The organism is Streptomyces sp. SAI-170 (assembly GCF_049739565.1).
Classification (GTDB): domain Bacteria; phylum Actinomycetota; class Actinomycetes; order Streptomycetales; family Streptomycetaceae; genus Streptomyces.
The window spans coordinates 8028702-8045974 of sequence record NZ_JBMGQD010000001.1; the positions used below are offsets into that span (position 1 = coordinate 8028702).

Consider the following 17273-nt stretch of genomic DNA (forward strand, 5'->3'; position numbering starts at 1 on the left):
GCGGGAGCGACGCATGAGCACGCGCTGGTTCTTCTCCTCGGCACGGATCGGCGCCGGCGCCTCGGTCACCGGTCAGACGCTGCCGACCCTCGTGCGGTTCGTCCGGCACATCGACGGCCGCGACGTGGAGGAGTCGGTGACAGGTCCCACCCTGTCGCTGGTGGGACCAGGAGACGTCCTCGGCTTCGACCGCGCGATGGTGCTGCGGGAGGAACCGCCGCCCGGCACCCCCGACGCCGCCGAGAACATCCTCGCGAGCGTGGAGCTGGCACACGCCGACCTGCCCTGGCTGCTCTCCCCGGGCACGGCCCCCACCCCGGGCGGGCCCACCCCGCAGCCCTGGCTCGCGCTGATCGTCCTGGCCGAGGACGAGGCCGCCCCACCGCGCGACGCACGCCCGCTGCCGGTGCTCACCGCCCCGGTCGCCGCGCTGCCGCCCTTGGCCGAGCGGTGGGCCTGGGCCCACATCGAGGCCCGCCTGCCCGACGACGTCACCGACCTGGCCGGTGCGCAGCGGGCCGTCGAACAGGGCGTACGCAGCCACTCCGCCGCCGTCGTCGCCCGTCTGCTGTGCCCGCGGAAACTCGCCCCGGACCGCGGCTGGATCGCCGCCCTGGTGCCCGCCACCGCCGCGGGCCGGGACGCGGGCCTCAAGGCGGCGTCCGTGGGCGCGGCCACCGCCGACGCCTGGCCGGTCCCCGGCCGGGACACCGTCGACCTTCCCGTCTACCACTGGTGGACCTTCCGCACCGGACAGGCCGGCACCTTCGAGGAACTGGCCCGCCGGCTGCGCTTCCGGCCGGCCGCCGAGGCCGGACTCGGCACCCGCACCATCGACGTCAGCGACCCCTGGCCCGCCGAGGAGGGCACCGGCCCGGCCACCGTCGCCCTGGACGGCGCCCTGCGCCCGCCGAGCACCGCCGCGCCCGAGACCTGGTCCGACCCCGCCGCCCAGGACCGCTTCCGCACCCTGCTCCACGACCGCCTGGACGCACCCGCCCGGCGCCGCGAGGACATCGTGGAGGGGGAAGAAGCCCAGCCCGCGGAGGGAGCAGGGGAGCCGGAGGACCGGGACGTCCTCGCCGTCGCCCCGCCCCTCTACGGCAGCCACCACACCGGCCGGCAGACAGTGCCCGACGAACCGGACAGCTGGCTGAGCACCCTCAACCTGGAGGTCCGCCGCCGTGTGGCCGCCGCACTGGGCGCCCGCTATGTGCAGCTGGAGCAGGAGTTCCTGATGGCCCGCGCCTGGGAGCAGGTCGGCGAGATCCGGCAGGCCAACCGGATGCTGGCAGCAGGCGAACTGGCCGCCACCGCGGCCGACCGCGCCCAGCGCAAGCACCTCGACCCGCTCGGCGCCGCCGACCTGATCACCCTCATGGCGCCGGTGAGCGAACGCGTCACCCTGTCCGCCACCTCGACCACCCTGGCGGCCACGCTGGCCGCCGCCGACGAGGTGCCGACCGGAACGGCCGACACCGCCTTCGTCCGGCTGACCCGCCGCACCGGCGCCCTGGCCCGCCGCGCCCAGCGGCTCGCAGGCCCCGACGCTCCCGTCGAAGGGACACCGGTCCTCGTCGAAGGGCTGATGGCGATGGGCATGATGGGCGACGGCGGGCCCGAGGGCGCACTGCCCGCCGAGCTGCGCGCCGAGGTCGACCCCACACGGCTTCAGGTGCTGCGGATGACCGACCGCATCCCCGCCGGCTTCTGGGCGGAGCGCCCCGCGCAGGACCCCCGCCCACTGCGGCCGATCATGGCCCACCCGAAGTTCACCGTGCCGATCGCCGAGGAACTGCTGGCCCGCTGGCCCGAGTGGGCACTGCCCGGCATCGGCGCGCTGGAACCCGACTCGGTGACCCTGCTGGAGACCAACCCCGAGTTCGTCGCCGCCCTGCTCGTCGGGCTCAACCACGAGTTCAACCGCGAGCTGCTGTGGCGGGAGTTCCCCACCGACCAGCGCGGCACGCCCTTCGCCCGGTTCTGGCCCGGCGACAGCGCCGACGTCGAGGAGATCGCGCTCTGGCCGACCGAGGCCCAGCTCGGCAGCAGCCTGCGCACCGGCGGCGCGGGCAACCTCGCCCTGCTCGTCCGCGGCGACCTGCTGCGCAGGTTCCCCGGCACCGCCCTGCTCGCCGTACGAGGTGTGGAGGGCAAGCTGCCGGACGCGTTCGACGGCGTGCAGGCCACCCCGCTCGCGCTGGACGAGTCCACCGTGCTCTACCTGTTCGCCGGGCTCGACGCGGAGCGGGCCCGCGCCGAGGACTGGTTCTTCGTGTTCCGCGAACCCATGCGCGGCACCCAGTTCGGCTTCGACTCCGGCGCGACGCTGCCCGAGACGAAAACCTGGGCGGACCTCACCTGGGACGGCGTCGCCCTGGACGCCGCCCGGTGCGTGCGCGTCGGCCAACCGCCGGGCACGCCGACCGCGTTGACCCAGCCCGACCCGCCGGTGTGGGGCCGGGACGCGGCCGACATGGCCCGTATCGCCTTCCAGCAGCCCTTCCAACTGGCCTTCCGCGCCACCACGTTGCTGGGCGGCTGAGCAGCGGCCGGCCGGCCGAGGACGGGAGCACCCCGCGAGAGGATCCACGAGGACAGGAGCACCGGGGACATGACCGACGCCTTCGCCGCCCGCACCCAGCTGGACCGGGCCCGCACCCAGGCCGACGCCGCCCAGGCCGCGGCCGACGAACAGCAGGCCGTGGTCCGGCGCCTGCGGGACCACATCCAGGCAGGGCTGCCGGACCCCCTCCACATCGAGGGCCAGCGCCCCAGCCCCGACCTGCTCACCGAGGCGGAGGCGGCCCTGGCCGACCTGCAGAGCACCGCCGACCAGCTGAACGCGATCGCCGCACAGGCCCAGGACGACCTGACCGGCGCCCTGGGAGAGGGCACCCCGCTGTTCCCCGACGACAACACCGCCCCGATCGCGCTGCTGCCGGTCAGGGTGGAGACCATCTGGTGGGAGCCCAGCACCCTGCGGGTGCGGATCTACCCCGACGACATCCTGCTCTCCGGGTTCGAACCCGCCCTCACCCCCGCCGAGCAGGCCGCCGGCACCGCCTACTGGCAGGACCCGGGCCCGGAGGCCTGGCAGAAGGTGCTCACCGCACTGCGCCCGGCCCGCGCCTCCTGGGCCGTCCGGGCCTGCCGCCCCGGCAGCCCACCGCCCGCCGTACGCCCCGACGACCCGGGCGAACACCGGCCGCGGACCGTGCCGATGCCGACACGCTGGCGCTTCCTCGGCCTGTTCGACGGCCAGGTGGTGGTGGACAAGCAGGGCCGCCCGGTGCCCGACCCCTTGCCGATCGGACTGCTGCGCGCCGAGGAGGAGGGCTGGGAGACCGACTGGTTCGAAGCGGTCAAGGCCGGCATGGGCATCGAGCTCCTCCTCCCGCCCGGCAGCACCGAGCAACTCGACCAACTGCTCGTCGTCGGCGTACGCGAGGAGACGCCGGCCGACGGCGCGACGCTGCTGCGCGACCTGCTGCACGGCCACCGGTTCGGCGGCGGACTCGGTCTGCTGCCGCCCGGCACCGCCACCAACAACACCCCGCGCAGCCGCTCCGGCTGGTCCTCCGCCCCCGCCTACCCGGGGCCGGAACCCGACCCGGAGGCGGGGGAGCGGCCGAGCGCCGACGCGCTGGCCGACGCGCTCGGCCTGCCGGACGCCGGATTCCTGCGCGGCTGCCCCGGCGCGACCGACACCGGCCCGTCGGCCGTCGCCGCGCTCACCCTGCTCACCTGGCCCACGCTCGGCAAGGGGTTCGCCGAATCCGCCCTGACCACCCTCGACCTCGGCACCCGGCAGCCGCGCGCCGTCGCCCCTGGGCGGCCCTGGCGCGCCGTCCGCGACCACCTCGCCGACCATGTCCGCGGCCGCGGACCGCTGCCGATGCTGCGCGTCGGCCGCCAGCCCTACGGCGTGCTGCCCGTCACCGCGCTCGACGACTGGCGCGCCGAACGGACCCGCGACGTGGACGGCCTGCTCGCGCCCTGGCTGTTGCGGCTGCGCGAGTGCTGGCGCGCGGTCCTGGCCGACGACAGCGAGCTGGCCGCCATCCCGCGCGTCGAGTTCGGCAAGCCGGTGGACCAGGTCGCGGTGGACGCGCTGCAACGGCTGCCCGCGGCGACCGGTCTGAGCATGCGCCGCATGAACGGCCCGGACTTCACCGTGGGGCACACCTCGCGCGACGAGCCGCCCGGCCGGCCCGGCCTGCCCGGTCTGGCGCCCGACGGGGCACTGCGCTGGACCACGAGCGGCGACGGTACGACCTCACTGGGCTGGGGCCTGGACGACAAGACCGGCGTCCCGGAGTTCGTGCCCCTGCTCACCCCCGACAAGGACGCCTTCCCGGCCCGTGCGTCGGCCACCGCGGACTACCTGACCGCGGTACGCGCCTTCCTGGCGGGCGAGCTGGACGCCGAGAGCTACGACCAGGCGTGGCCGGTGGAGCTGTCCTCGGGCCGGGAGACCCCGCCCCGGCGCAGCACCTTCTTCGACCTGCCGGGCGCGGAAGCACCTCCTGAAGAAGAGTCGCCTCCGCCCGAAGAGGGAGCAGGGGAGGAGACACCGGACGAGGGAGAGGGCGAGGGTGAGGGCGAAGGCGCGGAGGAGGGCGGAGGCGCGGAGGAGGGCGAGGGAGCCGAGGAGCCGCCCTCCGAGCCCCCGGACATGAGCGGCGTCCTCGACGCCCTGCTGTTCCTGCCCAACTGGTCCTCCTTCGAAGGCGACGACGACGCCGAGACCACCGACGACCCGCTGCGCCGCGCGCTCGCGGTCACCAGCGACGTCGACCAGCTGGTGGCCGACGTCCTGGAGGGCCTGAGCGACAGCGAGCGCGCGGAACGCGTCGAGGCGGCCACCCGCGCGGCGTCCGCGCTGCCCCGGCTGGAACAGGCGCTGCGGACCCTGGCCGCCGTCCCGGTGGACAAGCTGCCCGAGCTGCTGCTGGAGGTCATCGACGTCCACGCGCACCGGCTGGACGCCTGGATCACCTCACTGGCCGCACGGCGACTGGCCGAACTGCGGGCCTCCGGCACCGAGGGCGTCCGGTTCGGCGCCTACGGCTGGGTGGAGCACCTGCGCCCGCCGGTGGCGAGGGAACACGTCGAGATGGAGCTCGACGACGTGGAGACCACCATCGAGGTGTCCGAGCAGGACGGCTACATCCACGCGCCGTCCCTCCAGCACGCGGCCACGGCCGCCGTCCTGCGCTCGGGCTTCCTCGGCCACCCCGGCGAGCAGTCGTACGCGGTCGGCCTCACCTCCCGCCGCGCCCGCATCGCCCGCTGGCTCCTCGGCGGCGTACGCCAGGGCCAGAACCTGGGCTCCCTGCTGGGCTACCGCTTCGAACGGGCCCTGCACGACGCCGAACTGGACGCACTCGTCGTGCGCTTCCGCCGCCAGTTCCCGCTCCCGGTCGTGCCCGAGACACCGCAGGACGCGCCCGAGGCCGACCTGTGGTCCCGCAGCACCGAGGCGATCTCCGCGCGCAACGTCGTCGACGGCATGGCGCTCGTCAAGGCCGGGGCCGCGGCGCCCACGCAGCAGAGTGTCATCGACGGGGCGCCGGTCGTCCCGGTCGACCTCCAGGGAGCGGTGGCACCGCTGCTCGACGACCTCGCCGACGCGCTGGACGCGGTGGGCGACCTGGTGCTGGCCGAGAGCGTGCACCAACTCGTCGGCGGCAACCCCATCCGCGCGGGCCTGACCGCCGACACCCTGGGCCGCGGCGAGGACGTGCCCGACACCTTCCGCGTGCTGCGCACACCGCATCGCGCCCGCGCCCTCACCCACCGCGTGGCCGCCCTGCTGCCGAGCGAACCGGCCGGACCGAATGCACCGGCCGCACCGGCAGGGCCGACCGGCTGGCCCCGCGACCCCGTCGCCGCGCTGCACCCCGCCCTGGAGGCCTGGGCCGCCCACCTGCTGGGCCCCGCGGCGGGCTGGACCCTGGCCGGCCGGCTGGGCGGACCGGGGGACACCCGGCCGTTCGAACGCACCGCCGACCGCCTGGGCCTGGGCGCGCTGAGCACCGTACTGGACGCGGCCGCCGGTGAACCCGTCAGGCTGCGCCGAGCGGTCCAGGACGCCGAGGCCGTCCCACCGGAGACACCGTTCGCCTTCGACGGACCCGGCTGGAGCGCCCTGCACGGCAGGGCCGTCCGGATCAGGTCGCTGCTGTCCACCGCCCAGCCGCTGCTGCCGTCGCACCTTCCCGGGGACCCGGGCGGCCGTTCGCTGGACGTCACCCGGCCGCAGGCCCGCCTAGCGGCATTCGTACAGACCCCGCTGGTCACCGGGCACCCCGCCGAGGCCGAGCTGCGCAAGCTGGCCACCGAGGCGGTCGCGCCGGGCGACGCCGAAGCCTGGCTCGCGCGAGCCCGGACGGGGCTGACCACGGTGCTCGGAGCGGACATCCCCGTCCTTCCCGCACTGCTCGGCCCACCCCCGGCCGGCCGCGCCGACCTGCCTGGCGCCGACGTCGAGGACTGGCTGCGGCGCAACGCGGCCGTACGGCCGACGGTGCGCACCTTGCACGAGACCCTGCTCCTGGCCGGAACCCGGGCCGAGCGGGTCGAACGCCTTCGGGCGGCACAGCAGCCGAGCGCCGACGCCGACCCCTGGATCGGCGGCACCTTCCCGCCCGGCAGGCGCCCGGCCGCCACCAGCCATCTCGTCTGGCACGCACCGGCCGACCTCGCACCCGGCGCGGCGGTCGCCGGCCTCGTCCTCGACGAGTGGATCGAGCTGCTGCCCGGCTCCGACCAGCCGCCCCCCACGGCCGACGACGCCCCGCAGACCGAACTGACCGGCGTCGCCTTCCACTACGACCGCCCCGACGCCAAGGCCCCGCACAGCCTGCTCATCGCGGTGCCCCCGGACCTCGAACGCGGCTGGACCTCCGACGGCTTGGCACAGGTGCTGCGCGAGACCCTCGAACTCGCCAAGCTGCGCGCCGCCGACGTCGCCGACCTGCGCCGGCTGAGCGGCCTCCTGCCGGCCGTCCACATCTCGCAGCACGGCGCGACCGGCCGGGCTCTGGCCCGTATCGAGACCGTCCGGCCGGGCACCGACCCGGAGGGCCCCTTCCGGCTCGAACCCGGACACCGCACCGACGACGTCGAGACCGGCCTGGCCGCGCGGGTGCACGACCCGCTGTGGCTGCTCACCCGGCAGTGGCAGTTCGGCGAGTTCACCGCCCAGGACGCCGGTTCCCCGGCCGTGGTCCGGATGACCGGCAGCAGCGCACCCATCGACGCCTGGCGGCCGGACGGCAGCGCCGACTGGGTGCCCTACGACCCCCGGCTCGGCCCCCTGGACGGCCCCATCGAGGACGAACCCGTCCAGGTCGACGAGCGGCTGCGCGCCGAGGGCGGTGCCGCGCTGCTGCGCATGTGCGACGACGCCGGAGTGCTCACCGCCGCCCGGCCGGCCCTGGAACCGCACCGGCTCGGGCCCGGCGAGCCGGACACGAGCCTGGTCGGCCTGCTGGGCGGCCGTCTCCCGGACGCGGTGTCGGTCGCGGGCGCCCTGGACGCGGGCACCTTCGACACCGGCGCCGCCCCCGGGCTCGCCGACGTCACCGCCCGCTGGCGCCGCTGGTGGGCCGCCCAGCTGGCGGAACGCGGCCCGGACTGCTTCGACCCGCACCGCGGCGAGTACGCCGCCGAACTGTCCACCGGCGGTACGGTGCTGCGCGCCGAGGAGTACCAGGGCGACGGTCTCGACTGGTACAGCCTGGACGTGCACCCCGACCCCGACACGGAGGCCGCGCCGGCCGGACAGAGCCACACCTTCACCGAGGAGGGCCTGCCCGCGACCGTGCGGTACGGCGGGCTGCCCGCCGACCGGTTCTGGGAGATGGAGGACGCCCGGGTCGACCTGGGCGCGGCGGACGTGTCCACCCTCGACACCGGCCGGCTGCTGCTGATCTCCTTCGCCACGGTCTACGGCAACGACTGGTTCCTGGTGCCGCTGGAGGTGCCGACCGCCTCACTGACCGTCCTGGACCAACTGCTGGTGCGCGATGTGTTCGGCCGCCAGCACCTGGTGGACCGTGCGGGCCGGGACGACCCCTCCTGGTCGATGTTCACCCTCAGCAGCCCCGACCCCGACCACCCGGCGGCCTCCGGACTGCTGGTCCTGCCCACCGAACGCGGCCAGCAGGGACAGCCCCTCGAACGTGTGGTCCTGGCCCGAGACGAACTGGCCAACCTGGCCTGGGCCGTCCAGCACCACTACACCGACGGCCGGGGGGAGACCGTCGACCGCCGCGACCGCTGGGCGCGCACCGCCCCGCCGGACGCGGAGCCGCCCGGCGACCTGCCCGCGTACGCCGTGCAGACCGTCGTACCCGACTACTGGTTCCCGCTGGTCCCCGAACCGGTGCGGCCCGAGCGCATCCGCTTCCGACTGGTCTCCCTCACCGGGCCCGGCCTCGACGCCCGTCCCGAGGGCCGGCTGATCTCCCCCGGGCTGTGGCTGCACGAGGAGGAGGTGCCGCGCGAGGGCGCCCACCTCGTCCGCCGCCCGGTGCTGGCCCGCTGGTCCGACGGCTCCTGGCACAGCTGGGTGCGCCGGGAGAAGGCCCCCGGGACGGGGGAGAGCTCCAGCGGGCTCGCCTTCGACACGGTCCGGCCCACCGACCCGTGGCCGTGACGGCCCCGGACCCGTCGCCGTGACGGCCCCGTCGCAGGCCTCAGCCGGCCGCCCGCTTCACCAGCGCGGCGATCCGCTCCTCCACCTCGGGCGTCACCTCGGTGAGAGCGAACGCGGTGGCCCACATGGGACCGTCGTCCAGCTGGGCCGGGTCGTTGAACCCGAGGGTGGCGTAGCGCGCCTTGAACTTCTCCGCGCTCTGGAAGAAGCAGACGACCTTGCCCTCCAGGGCGTACGCGGGCATGCCGTACCAGAGCTTCGGCGCGAGGGCCGGGGCGGTGGACGTGACCACGGCGTGGACGCGCTCGGCCATGACCCGGTCCGACACCGGCATCTCGGCGATCTTCGCGAGGACGTCCCGGGCCGCCTCGGCCGCCTTGTCCGCCTTGGAGGTGCGGCGCGCGGCCTTCTTCATCTCCTGGGCGTGCTCCTTCATCGCGGCCCGCTCCTCGGCCGAGAACCCCTCGTACGCGCTGTTGTCGCTGCTGGCCATGGTGGCTCCTGTCGTCCCTGTCCACGATCGGTCCGGTACGCCCCCGGCGCGGGCGACCGCTGTGAGCACAGCCTCTCCCGGCCGGGGTACGGACCGCATCCGTGGTCACCACGGAATCCACCACGGGCTGTTCACGACAACGACGTGAGGTACATCCCGGACGCCCCGGACCCCGGTGTGTTGCGGCAGCCGCGATGGCCGCCCGGCGTCGCGGCGTAGGCGAGGGCGAGGCAGCGGCCCTGGCCCTGCTGGCCGTAGTAGTTGGGGTGCATGGACTCCTGGACCGGGCCCTGGGTGCCGTCGCTGTCGATCCAGCGCGCCCACTCACTGGCGGTGGCGGACGGCGGCTGGGTCGCGGTCACCAGCCGGCTCGCCGTGGCGCACACCTCGCGGCCCTGGAGCATGTCGCGCAGATCGAGGAACTCGACGCCCTTGGCGCCGGCGACCTGCCGCAGCCGGCTCGCGATCTGCGGGACGAGGGAGTCGCGGGCCCAGTCGGAGTCCTTGTTCCAGAACGGGCAGCCGCCGGTGCTCACCCGGGACCAGCCGCTCTCGCTGTAGCGGTTCTCGGCGGCACGCGGGATGGGGGAGGGGTAGGACTGCAGGATGATCCGGTACGAGGACGAGCCGTAGCCGGCCGCGCTCATCACCGCGCGGACCTCGTCGATGCTCTTGCCGACGTTCGCCATCACGGCGTCGATCTTCGAGTCGACCACCTGCTGCTGGTCGTCGTAGCAGTACGAGTACCAGACCATGTAGTCCGTCGCGCAGGTCTCGATGATCGAGGCGAAGCCGAGGTCGTTGCCGCCGACGGACAGCGCGACGGCCTTGACGTCGTACTGGGCCGCGACGGCGGCGAGCTGGTCGGCCTGCGGGGCCTCGCCCTTGTAGGACTGGCCGCCGGAGGCCGAGCGGAAGACGTTGGCCGTGGTGGCGCCGGAACAGGCGAGGTTGACCAGTGTCTGGACGCCGGTGCCGGTGGCGCTCTTCACCTCGGCGGAGTCGGAGCGGTGACAGCCGTTGGCGGCGGTGGCGCCGTACACGAGCGTCGGGTCGTACGTGCTGCCGGTCCAGGCACGGTCGGTGCCGTCGCGGCTGCCGGAGTTGTTCAGGCTGTTGCCGCGCCACCGCCCCGCCTCGCCCGAGATGTAGCTGTCGCCGAGCGAGACGATGGCGGTGGGCCCGGTCCCGGGGCTCGCGGAGGCGGCGGGGGCGGCGCCCAGCCCGGCACCGAGCAGGGCCGCGGCGGTGAGGGCGGTGAGGATCCGTCTGCGGAAGCGGGGTCTGCGCAGGCGGGGGGAACACGATCCGGACACGGCGAACTCCATTGTTCGGCCACGCCTGGAGAGCGACATCCGGACACACGGAGATATCGCTCCGGGCGGGGTGGCAGAGAGTGAGGGTTACGCCGCCGGCCGGTGGCAGGCAGGAATGTGGCACGCCGCGCCTTGTTACCGCTAGGTAGGGGAGAGCTGTTTCTCGCCATGTGACCGTTCTGTTTTCCGCGTCACGGCAGAGCGAAAATCAGCTGACCTGCACATATTCGATGGTCGCGCCCCCGGGGTGCCCTACGGCTTCTTCTCGGGGTTCACCGCGTCGAAGACGAGCACCTTGTGGCCGAGGTCGACGTGGAAGGCGGCCGTGTAGTGGTCCGCGGTGACGGCTCGGGTGAAGGCGGCGCTCGTCCGCCAGCGAGCGTCGGCGGGCACCTCCGTGAGGAGGCCCGTCGGGAGGTCCGGCGGGGTGGGGGCGTCCTGCCAGGCGTACGTGTCCCGCAGGCGTGCCGCGTCCGCGTCGGTGAGGCGGACCACCCCGGACATCCGGACGTCCGTGGGGCCCGGCACGGTCGACCGGTCGGAGTGCGGGCCCAGGACCTCTCCCTGCCAGACGGTGGCGGTGAAGTCCCCGAACTCCGGGAAGCGCGCCCGCACCGGCGCCTCGTCCCGGCGCAGGCCGCCGTCGGCCGGGGAGGCCGTGGCACCCACCGGCCGCGGCTGCCCGCCGCAGCCGGTCAGCACGAGCGCGGCCACGGCCGAGGCGACGCCGGCGAGGAGTCCGCGGCGGTGCCTGGTCATGGTGCCGCGCATCGTTCTCCCCCGTTCCCCGGAAACCTCCCCGTTCCCCGGAAAAGCCGGCCCGGTCGTCTCCCCCGTACCGTACCGGCGTCAGTAGTCGATGCGGTCGGCCTTGGCCAGCCAGCTGTCGAAGGGCGCCGTGCGGTTCGGCAGGGACAGCCGCTCCACCGGCATCGGCCACATCGACGCCGGCTTCGTCTCGAACAGGTCGTAGAACTTGCGGTCGTCGAAGCCCGCGTCCGCGGCGTCGTGGCGGTCGGCCGCGTACACGATCCGGTCGACGCGCGCCCACAGCGCGGAGGACAGACACATCGGGCACGGCTCGCACGAGGTCACCAGGACACAGCCCTCCAGCGAGAAGGTGCCCAGTTCCCTGCACGCGGCCCGCATCGCGCTGACCTCGGCGTGTGCCGTCGGGTCCAGGGTCGCGGTGACCTGGTTGTTGCCCAGCGCGACGACCTCGCCGGCCCTGGCGACCAGCGCACCGAAGGGACCGCCGCCGTTGGCCACGCTGTCCGTGGCCAGCCCGATCGCCCTCTCCAGCCAGGCGCGCTCGGATTCCTCGACGTTCACTTCGGGGGTGTACGCGGTCATGGTGACTCCTTCTCGGGCAACGGTCATGGTGTCGTGCGGGCTGTGTCGCAACGCGCCGTGGGTTGTTGTGACTTGTACGAGGAGTACACCGCCCGACGAGTGGTGCCAGCTAGGAGTGGAAGCCATGAAAGAAGCCGCAGGTGGACACCGGCTCTTCGTAGATTCCTACGGCTGTCGGTGCCGCCTGCGGCGGTGGTGAGCGACGACGGGGGCGGTTGTCAGCAGGTGCGGCCCACGTAGTAGGCGCCCTGGATGTCACCGGCGGACCCCAGCCAGGTCCTGCCGGGGGCCACACACCGCTCGTAGTCCCGGGCCAGGGCCACCTCGACCTTGACGACCACACGCGAGCCGTCGGAGGTGCAGTGGTTGTAGTAGGCGTCGGCCGAGGTCTCGTAGAAGCCGCACGGATCGGCGGCGGCCGGGACCGCGGTGACGGTGGCGGCGCCCACGAAGGACAGCGCGAGGGCGACGGAACCGAGGGCACCGGTCAGCAGACGAGAGACACGCATGACGAACTCCTCAAGGAGAAAGGGATTCGTGCCGACGGCGTGCCGGGGGCCGACGGGCCGCCCGGCACGGGCACGCGCCCATGATCACGGGGCGCAGGACCCCGTGGACGCCCTCCGTCCGCGATGTCACCCGCCGAATCGTTCCCGCGTTCACTCGTCCGGCCCAGTCGCCCCCGCGGCCGCCCAGCGCCCTCAGGCCAGGACCTTCAGCGCCCCCGGCCGGACCCGGACCGTCACCGGGAGGGTCGCGTCGACCTCGCCGTCGGCGCCGTAGGGGAGGGGGCGGTCGGCCTCGATGCGGATCTCCTCGCCGCGCAGCACCTCGACCTCGGGGCGGCGCACATGGGCGCCGGTCTTCAGCTCGTTCATCGTCGCGAAGAAGTGGCGCTTGGGCGCGTGCCCGATGACCACGACGTCCAGCAGACCGTCGTCGACACGGGCGCCGGGCGCGATGTTCCGGTCGAACCCGTAGAAGCCGGAGTTCGCCGCGACCACGGTGTAGCCGCTGCGCTCGTACGGCACCCCGTCGACGGTGATCCGGTACGCGGCCGGCCGCCAGCCGAGGACGGCCCGCAGTCCGCCCGCGTAGTACGACGCCGAGCCCCGCAGCAGCCGGGAGGCGTTGGCGTACCGGTTGGCGACGGCGTCGACGCCCGCGTACACGCTGCCGAGGACATGCACCCGCTGGTGCACGGCGGACTCCACCTCGATGGTGTCCACGGCGCGCGGGGTGCCCTCCAGCAGCACCCGGGCCAGTTCGGCGGGGTCGGTGGGCAGGCCGAGCGCGCGGGCGAAGTCGTTGCCGCGGCCGGCGGGCACGAGGCCGAACACCGTGTCCGTGCCGCTGAGCGCGCCGCCGACACGGCCGGCCATGCCGTCGCCGCCGACGGCGAGCACCACCTGCCCCTCGGCGCCGGCCCGCAGGGCGATCTCCTGGGCGTGCTCCAGGCTCCTGCTGTACTCGGTGTCGAGCCGGGCGCCCGCCTCCCGCAGCAGCCGGGCCAGCGGGAGCAGGCCGGCCGCTCCGCTGGAACCCCCTGCGGTGGGATTGACCACGGCGGTGAACTGTCGCATGGGTCGGGCCTTTCGTACGGCGCGAGAAAGGGCGGTCAGCGGACGGGGACGAGGACGCCGGGGCTGAGCACGCCGGACGGGTCGACCTCGGCCTTCACGGCCTGGAGCATACGGACGCCCAGCGGGCCGATCTCCCGGGTGTACCAGTCGCGATGGTCGGTGCCCACGCCGTGGTGGTGGCTGATGGTGCCGCCCGCCGCCAGGATCGCGTCGTTCGCGGCCCGCTTCACCGGCTCCCAGTGCGCGACGGGGTCCTCGCCCTGGGCCGAGACGACGGTGAAGTAGAGCGAGGCGCCGTTCTCGTACGTGTGCGAGATGTGGCACATGACCAGCGGGGGAGTGCCCGCGGCGGTCAGGGCGCCGGTCAGCGCCTCGCGCACCGCCCGGTACAGCTCGGGCAGCGTGGACCAGAACCCGGCCGTCTCCAGCGTCTCGGCGAACGCGCCCGCGTCGAGCAGCGCGTCGCGCAGATAGGGGGCGTTGTAGCGGCCGTGCTCCCAGCGGTCGCCGGGTTCCTCGCCGATGTACTCGCCGCCGCAGGCGAGCAGCACCTCACGGGCGGCCGCGCGGCGGGCGGCGGTCTCCTGCTCGGTGCCCTCGTAGCCGGTGATCGCCATGCAGCCGGCGGGCTGCGGGGCGTCGGAGGAGCCGATGGCGTCGGGCTGGGCCAGGCCGACGAAGGTCTCGGTCTCGTCGGACAGCCGCAGCACGGTCGGCCGGGGCCCGTCCTGCGCGAGCCGGCGCAGTGCGGCCGTGCCGGCCTCGAAGGAGGCGAAGCGCCAGCCCTCGTAGACCCGCTTGACGGGCAGGGGGCGGATGCGCACGGTCACGGCGGTGATCACGCCGAGGGCGCCCTCGGAGCCGAGGATCAGCTGGCGCAGGTCGGGCCCCGCGGCGGAGCGGGGGGCGCGGCCGGTCTCCAGGGTGCCCTCGGGGGTCGCGACAGTGAGGGCGAGGACCATCTCGTCGAACCGGCCGTAGCCGGAGGAGGCCTGTCCGCTGGAGCGGGCCGCGGCGAAGCCGCCGACGGAGGCCCACTCGAAGGACTGCGGGAAGTGTCCGAGCGTGAAGCCGCGGGCGTTGAGCAGCGCCTCGCACCGCGGCCCGCGCAGCCCCGGCTGGAGGGTCGCCGTGCGGGACACCTCGTCGACGGCGAGCAACTGGTCCAGGCGGCGCAGGTCCAGCGCGACGAACGGCCGCTCGCCCTCGGGCCGCAGCCCGCCGACCACGGACGTGCCGCCGCCGAAGGGCACGGCGGCCAGGCCGTGCGCGGCGCAGGCGCGCAGCACGGCCAGCACCTCGTCGTGGCTGCCCGGGAGCACGACCGCCGCGGGTATGTCGTCGACCTCGCCCGCGCGGATGCGCAGCAGGTCGGGCGTGGACTTGCCGCGGGTGTGCCGGATCCGGCTCTCGGCGTCCTCGCGCAGCCCGTCCTCGGCGGCGACGGCCTCCCGCAGGGCCTCCCGCGCCTTCTCGGTGAGCGCCGAGCCGGGGACCTCGATGGCCTCCAGGCTCGCCGGGCCCTCCTCGCGCGGTGTGACGCCGAGCAGGTCCCGCAGCAGGCCGGTCACCGCGTCGGGCAGCGGGGCCGCCTTGGCCGGGTCGCCCCAGCCGCTCCACAACATGTCCACTTCGAAGGTCCTCACGCTCTGGGCTGCTTGACGGACGGCGCTGCCGCTCGGCCCGTACTGGCATTACACTGTGACAGATGACGCCCATTCGTCACAACGCCTCGGACAACAATGCGGACACCGATCCCGTCCTCGACGCCGCACGCGACTGCGTGCTCGCCGTCGGAGTACGGCGCACGACCCTGACCGACGTCGCCCGGCGCGCGGGCGTCTCCCGGATGACCATCTACCGGCGCTGGCCCGACGTGCGCAGCCTCGTCGGCGACCTGATGACCCGTGAGTGGATCGCGGTCGCCGCCGGCGCCATGCCGCCCGCCGACGACTCCCGCCCCGTGCGCGCCCGGATCGTCGACGGACTCGTCGCGGGGGCCACCGCCTTCCGCGCCCACCCGCTCTTCCACAAGATCCTCGACGTCGACCCCGAACTGCTGCTGCCGTACATCCTCGACCGGCGCGGCGCCAGCCAGGAGGCCCTCCTCGACCTCCTCGCAGCCGCCCTCGACGAGGGCCACGCCGACGGCTCCGTACGCCGCGTGCGCACGGACCTCCAGGCCCGCTCCCTGCTCCTCGTCGTCCAGTCCTTCACGCTCTCGCTGCGCACCATGACCGACGCCCACGACCCCGAGCTGAGCGAAGCCGCCTTCCTCGACGAACTGCGCACGCTGCTGGAGAGGACCCTCACCCCATGACCCCCACCGCCGCCTCCTCCCTCAACGCGGCGCGCCGCCGCCGCGAACTCGGCGAACTCGCCGACGGCACCGAGGTTGACGTCCTGGTCGTCGGACTCGGCGCGACCGGAGCCGGAGCCGCCCTCGACGCGGCCACCCGCGGGCTCACCGTCGCCGCGATCGACGCCCACGACCTCGCCTTCGGCACCTCCCGCTGGAGCTCCAAGCTGATCCACGGCGGACTGCGCTACCTCGCCTCCGGGCAGCTCGACGTCGCCCACGAGAGCGCCGTCGAACGCGGCATCCTCATGGAACGCACCGCCCCCCACCTGGTCCGCGCCCAGCCCTTCGTGCTGCCGCTCACGCCGCTGGTCGGCCGCGGCCAGGCCGCCCTCGCCCGCACCGGCTTCCTGGCCGGCGACATGCTGCGCGCCGCCGCCCGCACCGCCCGCGCCACCCTGCCCGCGCCGCGCACCCTGTCCGCCGTCGAGACCCGCCACCTCGCCCCGGTCCTGCGCGCCACCGGCCTGCGCGGCGGACTGCTCTCCTGGGACGGCCAGCTCACCGACGACGCCCGCCTGGTGACGGCCGTCGCCCGCACCGCCGCCGCCCACGGCGCCCGCGTGCTGACCCGCGTCCGCGCCCTGGAGCTCACCGGCGACGGCGCACTCGTCCGCGACGAGACCACCGGCCAGGAACTGCGCATCCGCGCCCGGGCCGTGGTCAACGCGGCCGGGGTGTGGGCGGGCGGCCTCGTCCCCGACGTGACGCTGCGCCCCTCCCGCGGCACCCACCTCGTGCTGCGCTCGGAGGCCCTCGGCCGGCTCTCCGCCGGGCTGCACATCCCGATCCCCGGCGAGAGCAACCGCTTCGTGCTCGTCCTGCCGCAGGGCGACGGCCGCGTCTACGTCGGCCTCACCGACGAACCCGTCGACGGCGACATCCCCGACGTGCCGGAGGTGCCCGAGACCGACATCGGCTTCCTGCTCGACGTCCTAGGCTCCGCCCTCGACGTCACCGTCCACCGCGACGACCTGGTCGGGGCCTTCGCCGGGCTGCGCCCGCTGCTCGACACCCGGGGCACGGGCGGCCGTACCGCCGACATCTCCCGCAAGCACGCCGTGCTCACCTCGCCGGACGGGGTCGTCACCGTCGTGGGCGGCAAGCTCACCACGTACCGCCGCATGGCCCAGGACGCCGTCGACGCCGCCGTCGCCGTACGCCGCCTCACCGCCGGTCCCTGCCGCACCGCGTCCGTGCCCCTGGTCGGCGCCGCCCGCCCGAGCGCGCTTGTCCGGCTCGACGCCCCGGCCCGTCTCGTACGCCGCTACGGCTCGGAAGCGGAGGCCGTGCACGCCCTCGGGGTCCAGGACCCGGCGCTCGCCCGCCCCGTCGTGCCCGGGCACCCGGTCACCGGAGCCGAGCTCGTGTGGGCCGTCCGTCACGAGGGCGCCCTCGACGAGTCCGACATCCTCGACCGCAGGACCCGTATCGGCCTCGTCGCGCAGGACCGGGGCCTGGCGGAGGAGGCGGCCCGGGACGCACTGGCCGCCTGAGCCGA

At 74.8% G+C, this 17273-nt stretch carries 11 protein-coding genes; 4 read left to right on the top strand and 7 right to left on the bottom strand.

Going from position 1 to position 17273, the window contains the following annotated elements; genetic code table 11:
- Window positions 1-13: 13 nt before the first annotated feature.
- Together RKD23_RS36100 and RKD23_RS36105 are read left to right on the top strand one after the other, a co-directional pair.
- Window positions 14-2545: a hypothetical protein gene (locus RKD23_RS36100; RefSeq protein ID WP_424857562.1), complete on the top strand. Its 2532-nt coding sequence runs from the start codon at window positions 14-16 to the stop codon at window positions 2543-2545.
- A gap of 69 nt (window positions 2546-2614) precedes the next feature.
- The gene (locus RKD23_RS36105) at window positions 2615-8668 is read left to right on the top strand and encodes a hypothetical protein (protein ID WP_424857563.1); all 6054 of its coding nucleotides are present in this window, start codon (window positions 2615-2617) and stop codon (window positions 8666-8668) included.
- Window positions 8669-8708: 40 nt separating this feature from the next.
- On the opposite strand, the gene RKD23_RS36110 is transcribed toward RKD23_RS36105, so the two are convergent.
- The 7 genes from RKD23_RS36110 to RKD23_RS36140 form a co-directional block, all read right to left on the bottom strand.
- On the bottom strand, window positions 8709-9161 hold the full coding sequence (locus RKD23_RS36110) for an iron chaperone (protein WP_424857564.1): 453 nt from the start codon (window positions 9159-9161) through the stop codon (window positions 8709-8711).
- A 131-nt stretch (window positions 9162-9292) separates the two neighbouring features.
- On the bottom strand, window positions 9293-10477 hold the full coding sequence (locus RKD23_RS36115; RefSeq protein WP_424857565.1) for a GDSL-type esterase/lipase family protein: 1185 nt from the start codon (window positions 10475-10477) through the stop codon (window positions 9293-9295).
- 252 nt (window positions 10478-10729) lie between these two features.
- Window positions 10730-11236, bottom strand: a complete 507-nt coding sequence (locus RKD23_RS36120) for a hypothetical protein (RefSeq protein ID WP_424857566.1) — start codon at window positions 11234-11236, stop codon at window positions 10730-10732.
- A gap of 90 nt (window positions 11237-11326) precedes the next feature.
- The gene (locus tag RKD23_RS36125; protein ID WP_424857567.1) at window positions 11327-11830 is read right to left on the bottom strand and encodes a nucleoside deaminase; all 504 of its coding nucleotides are present in this window, start codon (window positions 11828-11830) and stop codon (window positions 11327-11329) included.
- Between the two features lie 218 nt (window positions 11831-12048).
- Window positions 12049-12339 (bottom strand): DUF6355 family natural product biosynthesis protein, encoded by a 291-nt coding sequence (locus tag RKD23_RS36130; RefSeq protein ID WP_424857568.1) that lies wholly within the window; start codon window positions 12337-12339, stop codon window positions 12049-12051.
- A 192-nt stretch (window positions 12340-12531) separates the two neighbouring features.
- Complete coding sequence (locus RKD23_RS36135) at window positions 12532-13413, bottom strand: diacylglycerol/lipid kinase family protein (protein ID WP_424857569.1); 882 nt, start codon at window positions 13411-13413, stop codon at window positions 12532-12534.
- A 35-nt stretch (window positions 13414-13448) separates the two neighbouring features.
- Window positions 13449-15044 carry an FAD-binding oxidoreductase gene (locus RKD23_RS36140; protein WP_424858414.1) on the bottom strand — a complete coding sequence of 532 codons (1596 nt, stop codon included), beginning with the start codon at window positions 15042-15044 and terminating at the stop codon, window positions 13449-13451.
- Between the two features lie 77 nt (window positions 15045-15121).
- Between RKD23_RS36140 and RKD23_RS36145 the strand changes: the two genes are divergently transcribed.
- Both RKD23_RS36145 and RKD23_RS36150 read left to right on the top strand, forming a co-directional pair.
- The gene (locus tag RKD23_RS36145; RefSeq protein ID WP_424857570.1) at window positions 15122-15733 is read left to right on the top strand and encodes a TetR/AcrR family transcriptional regulator; all 612 of its coding nucleotides are present in this window, start codon (window positions 15122-15124) and stop codon (window positions 15731-15733) included.
- Entirely contained in the window at window positions 15730-17268 is a 1539-nt protein-coding gene (locus tag RKD23_RS36150) for a glycerol-3-phosphate dehydrogenase/oxidase (RefSeq protein WP_424857571.1), read from the top strand. The genes RKD23_RS36145 and RKD23_RS36150 overlap by 4 nt, the downstream gene beginning before the upstream one ends.
- Window positions 17269-17273: the final 5 nt, after the last annotated feature.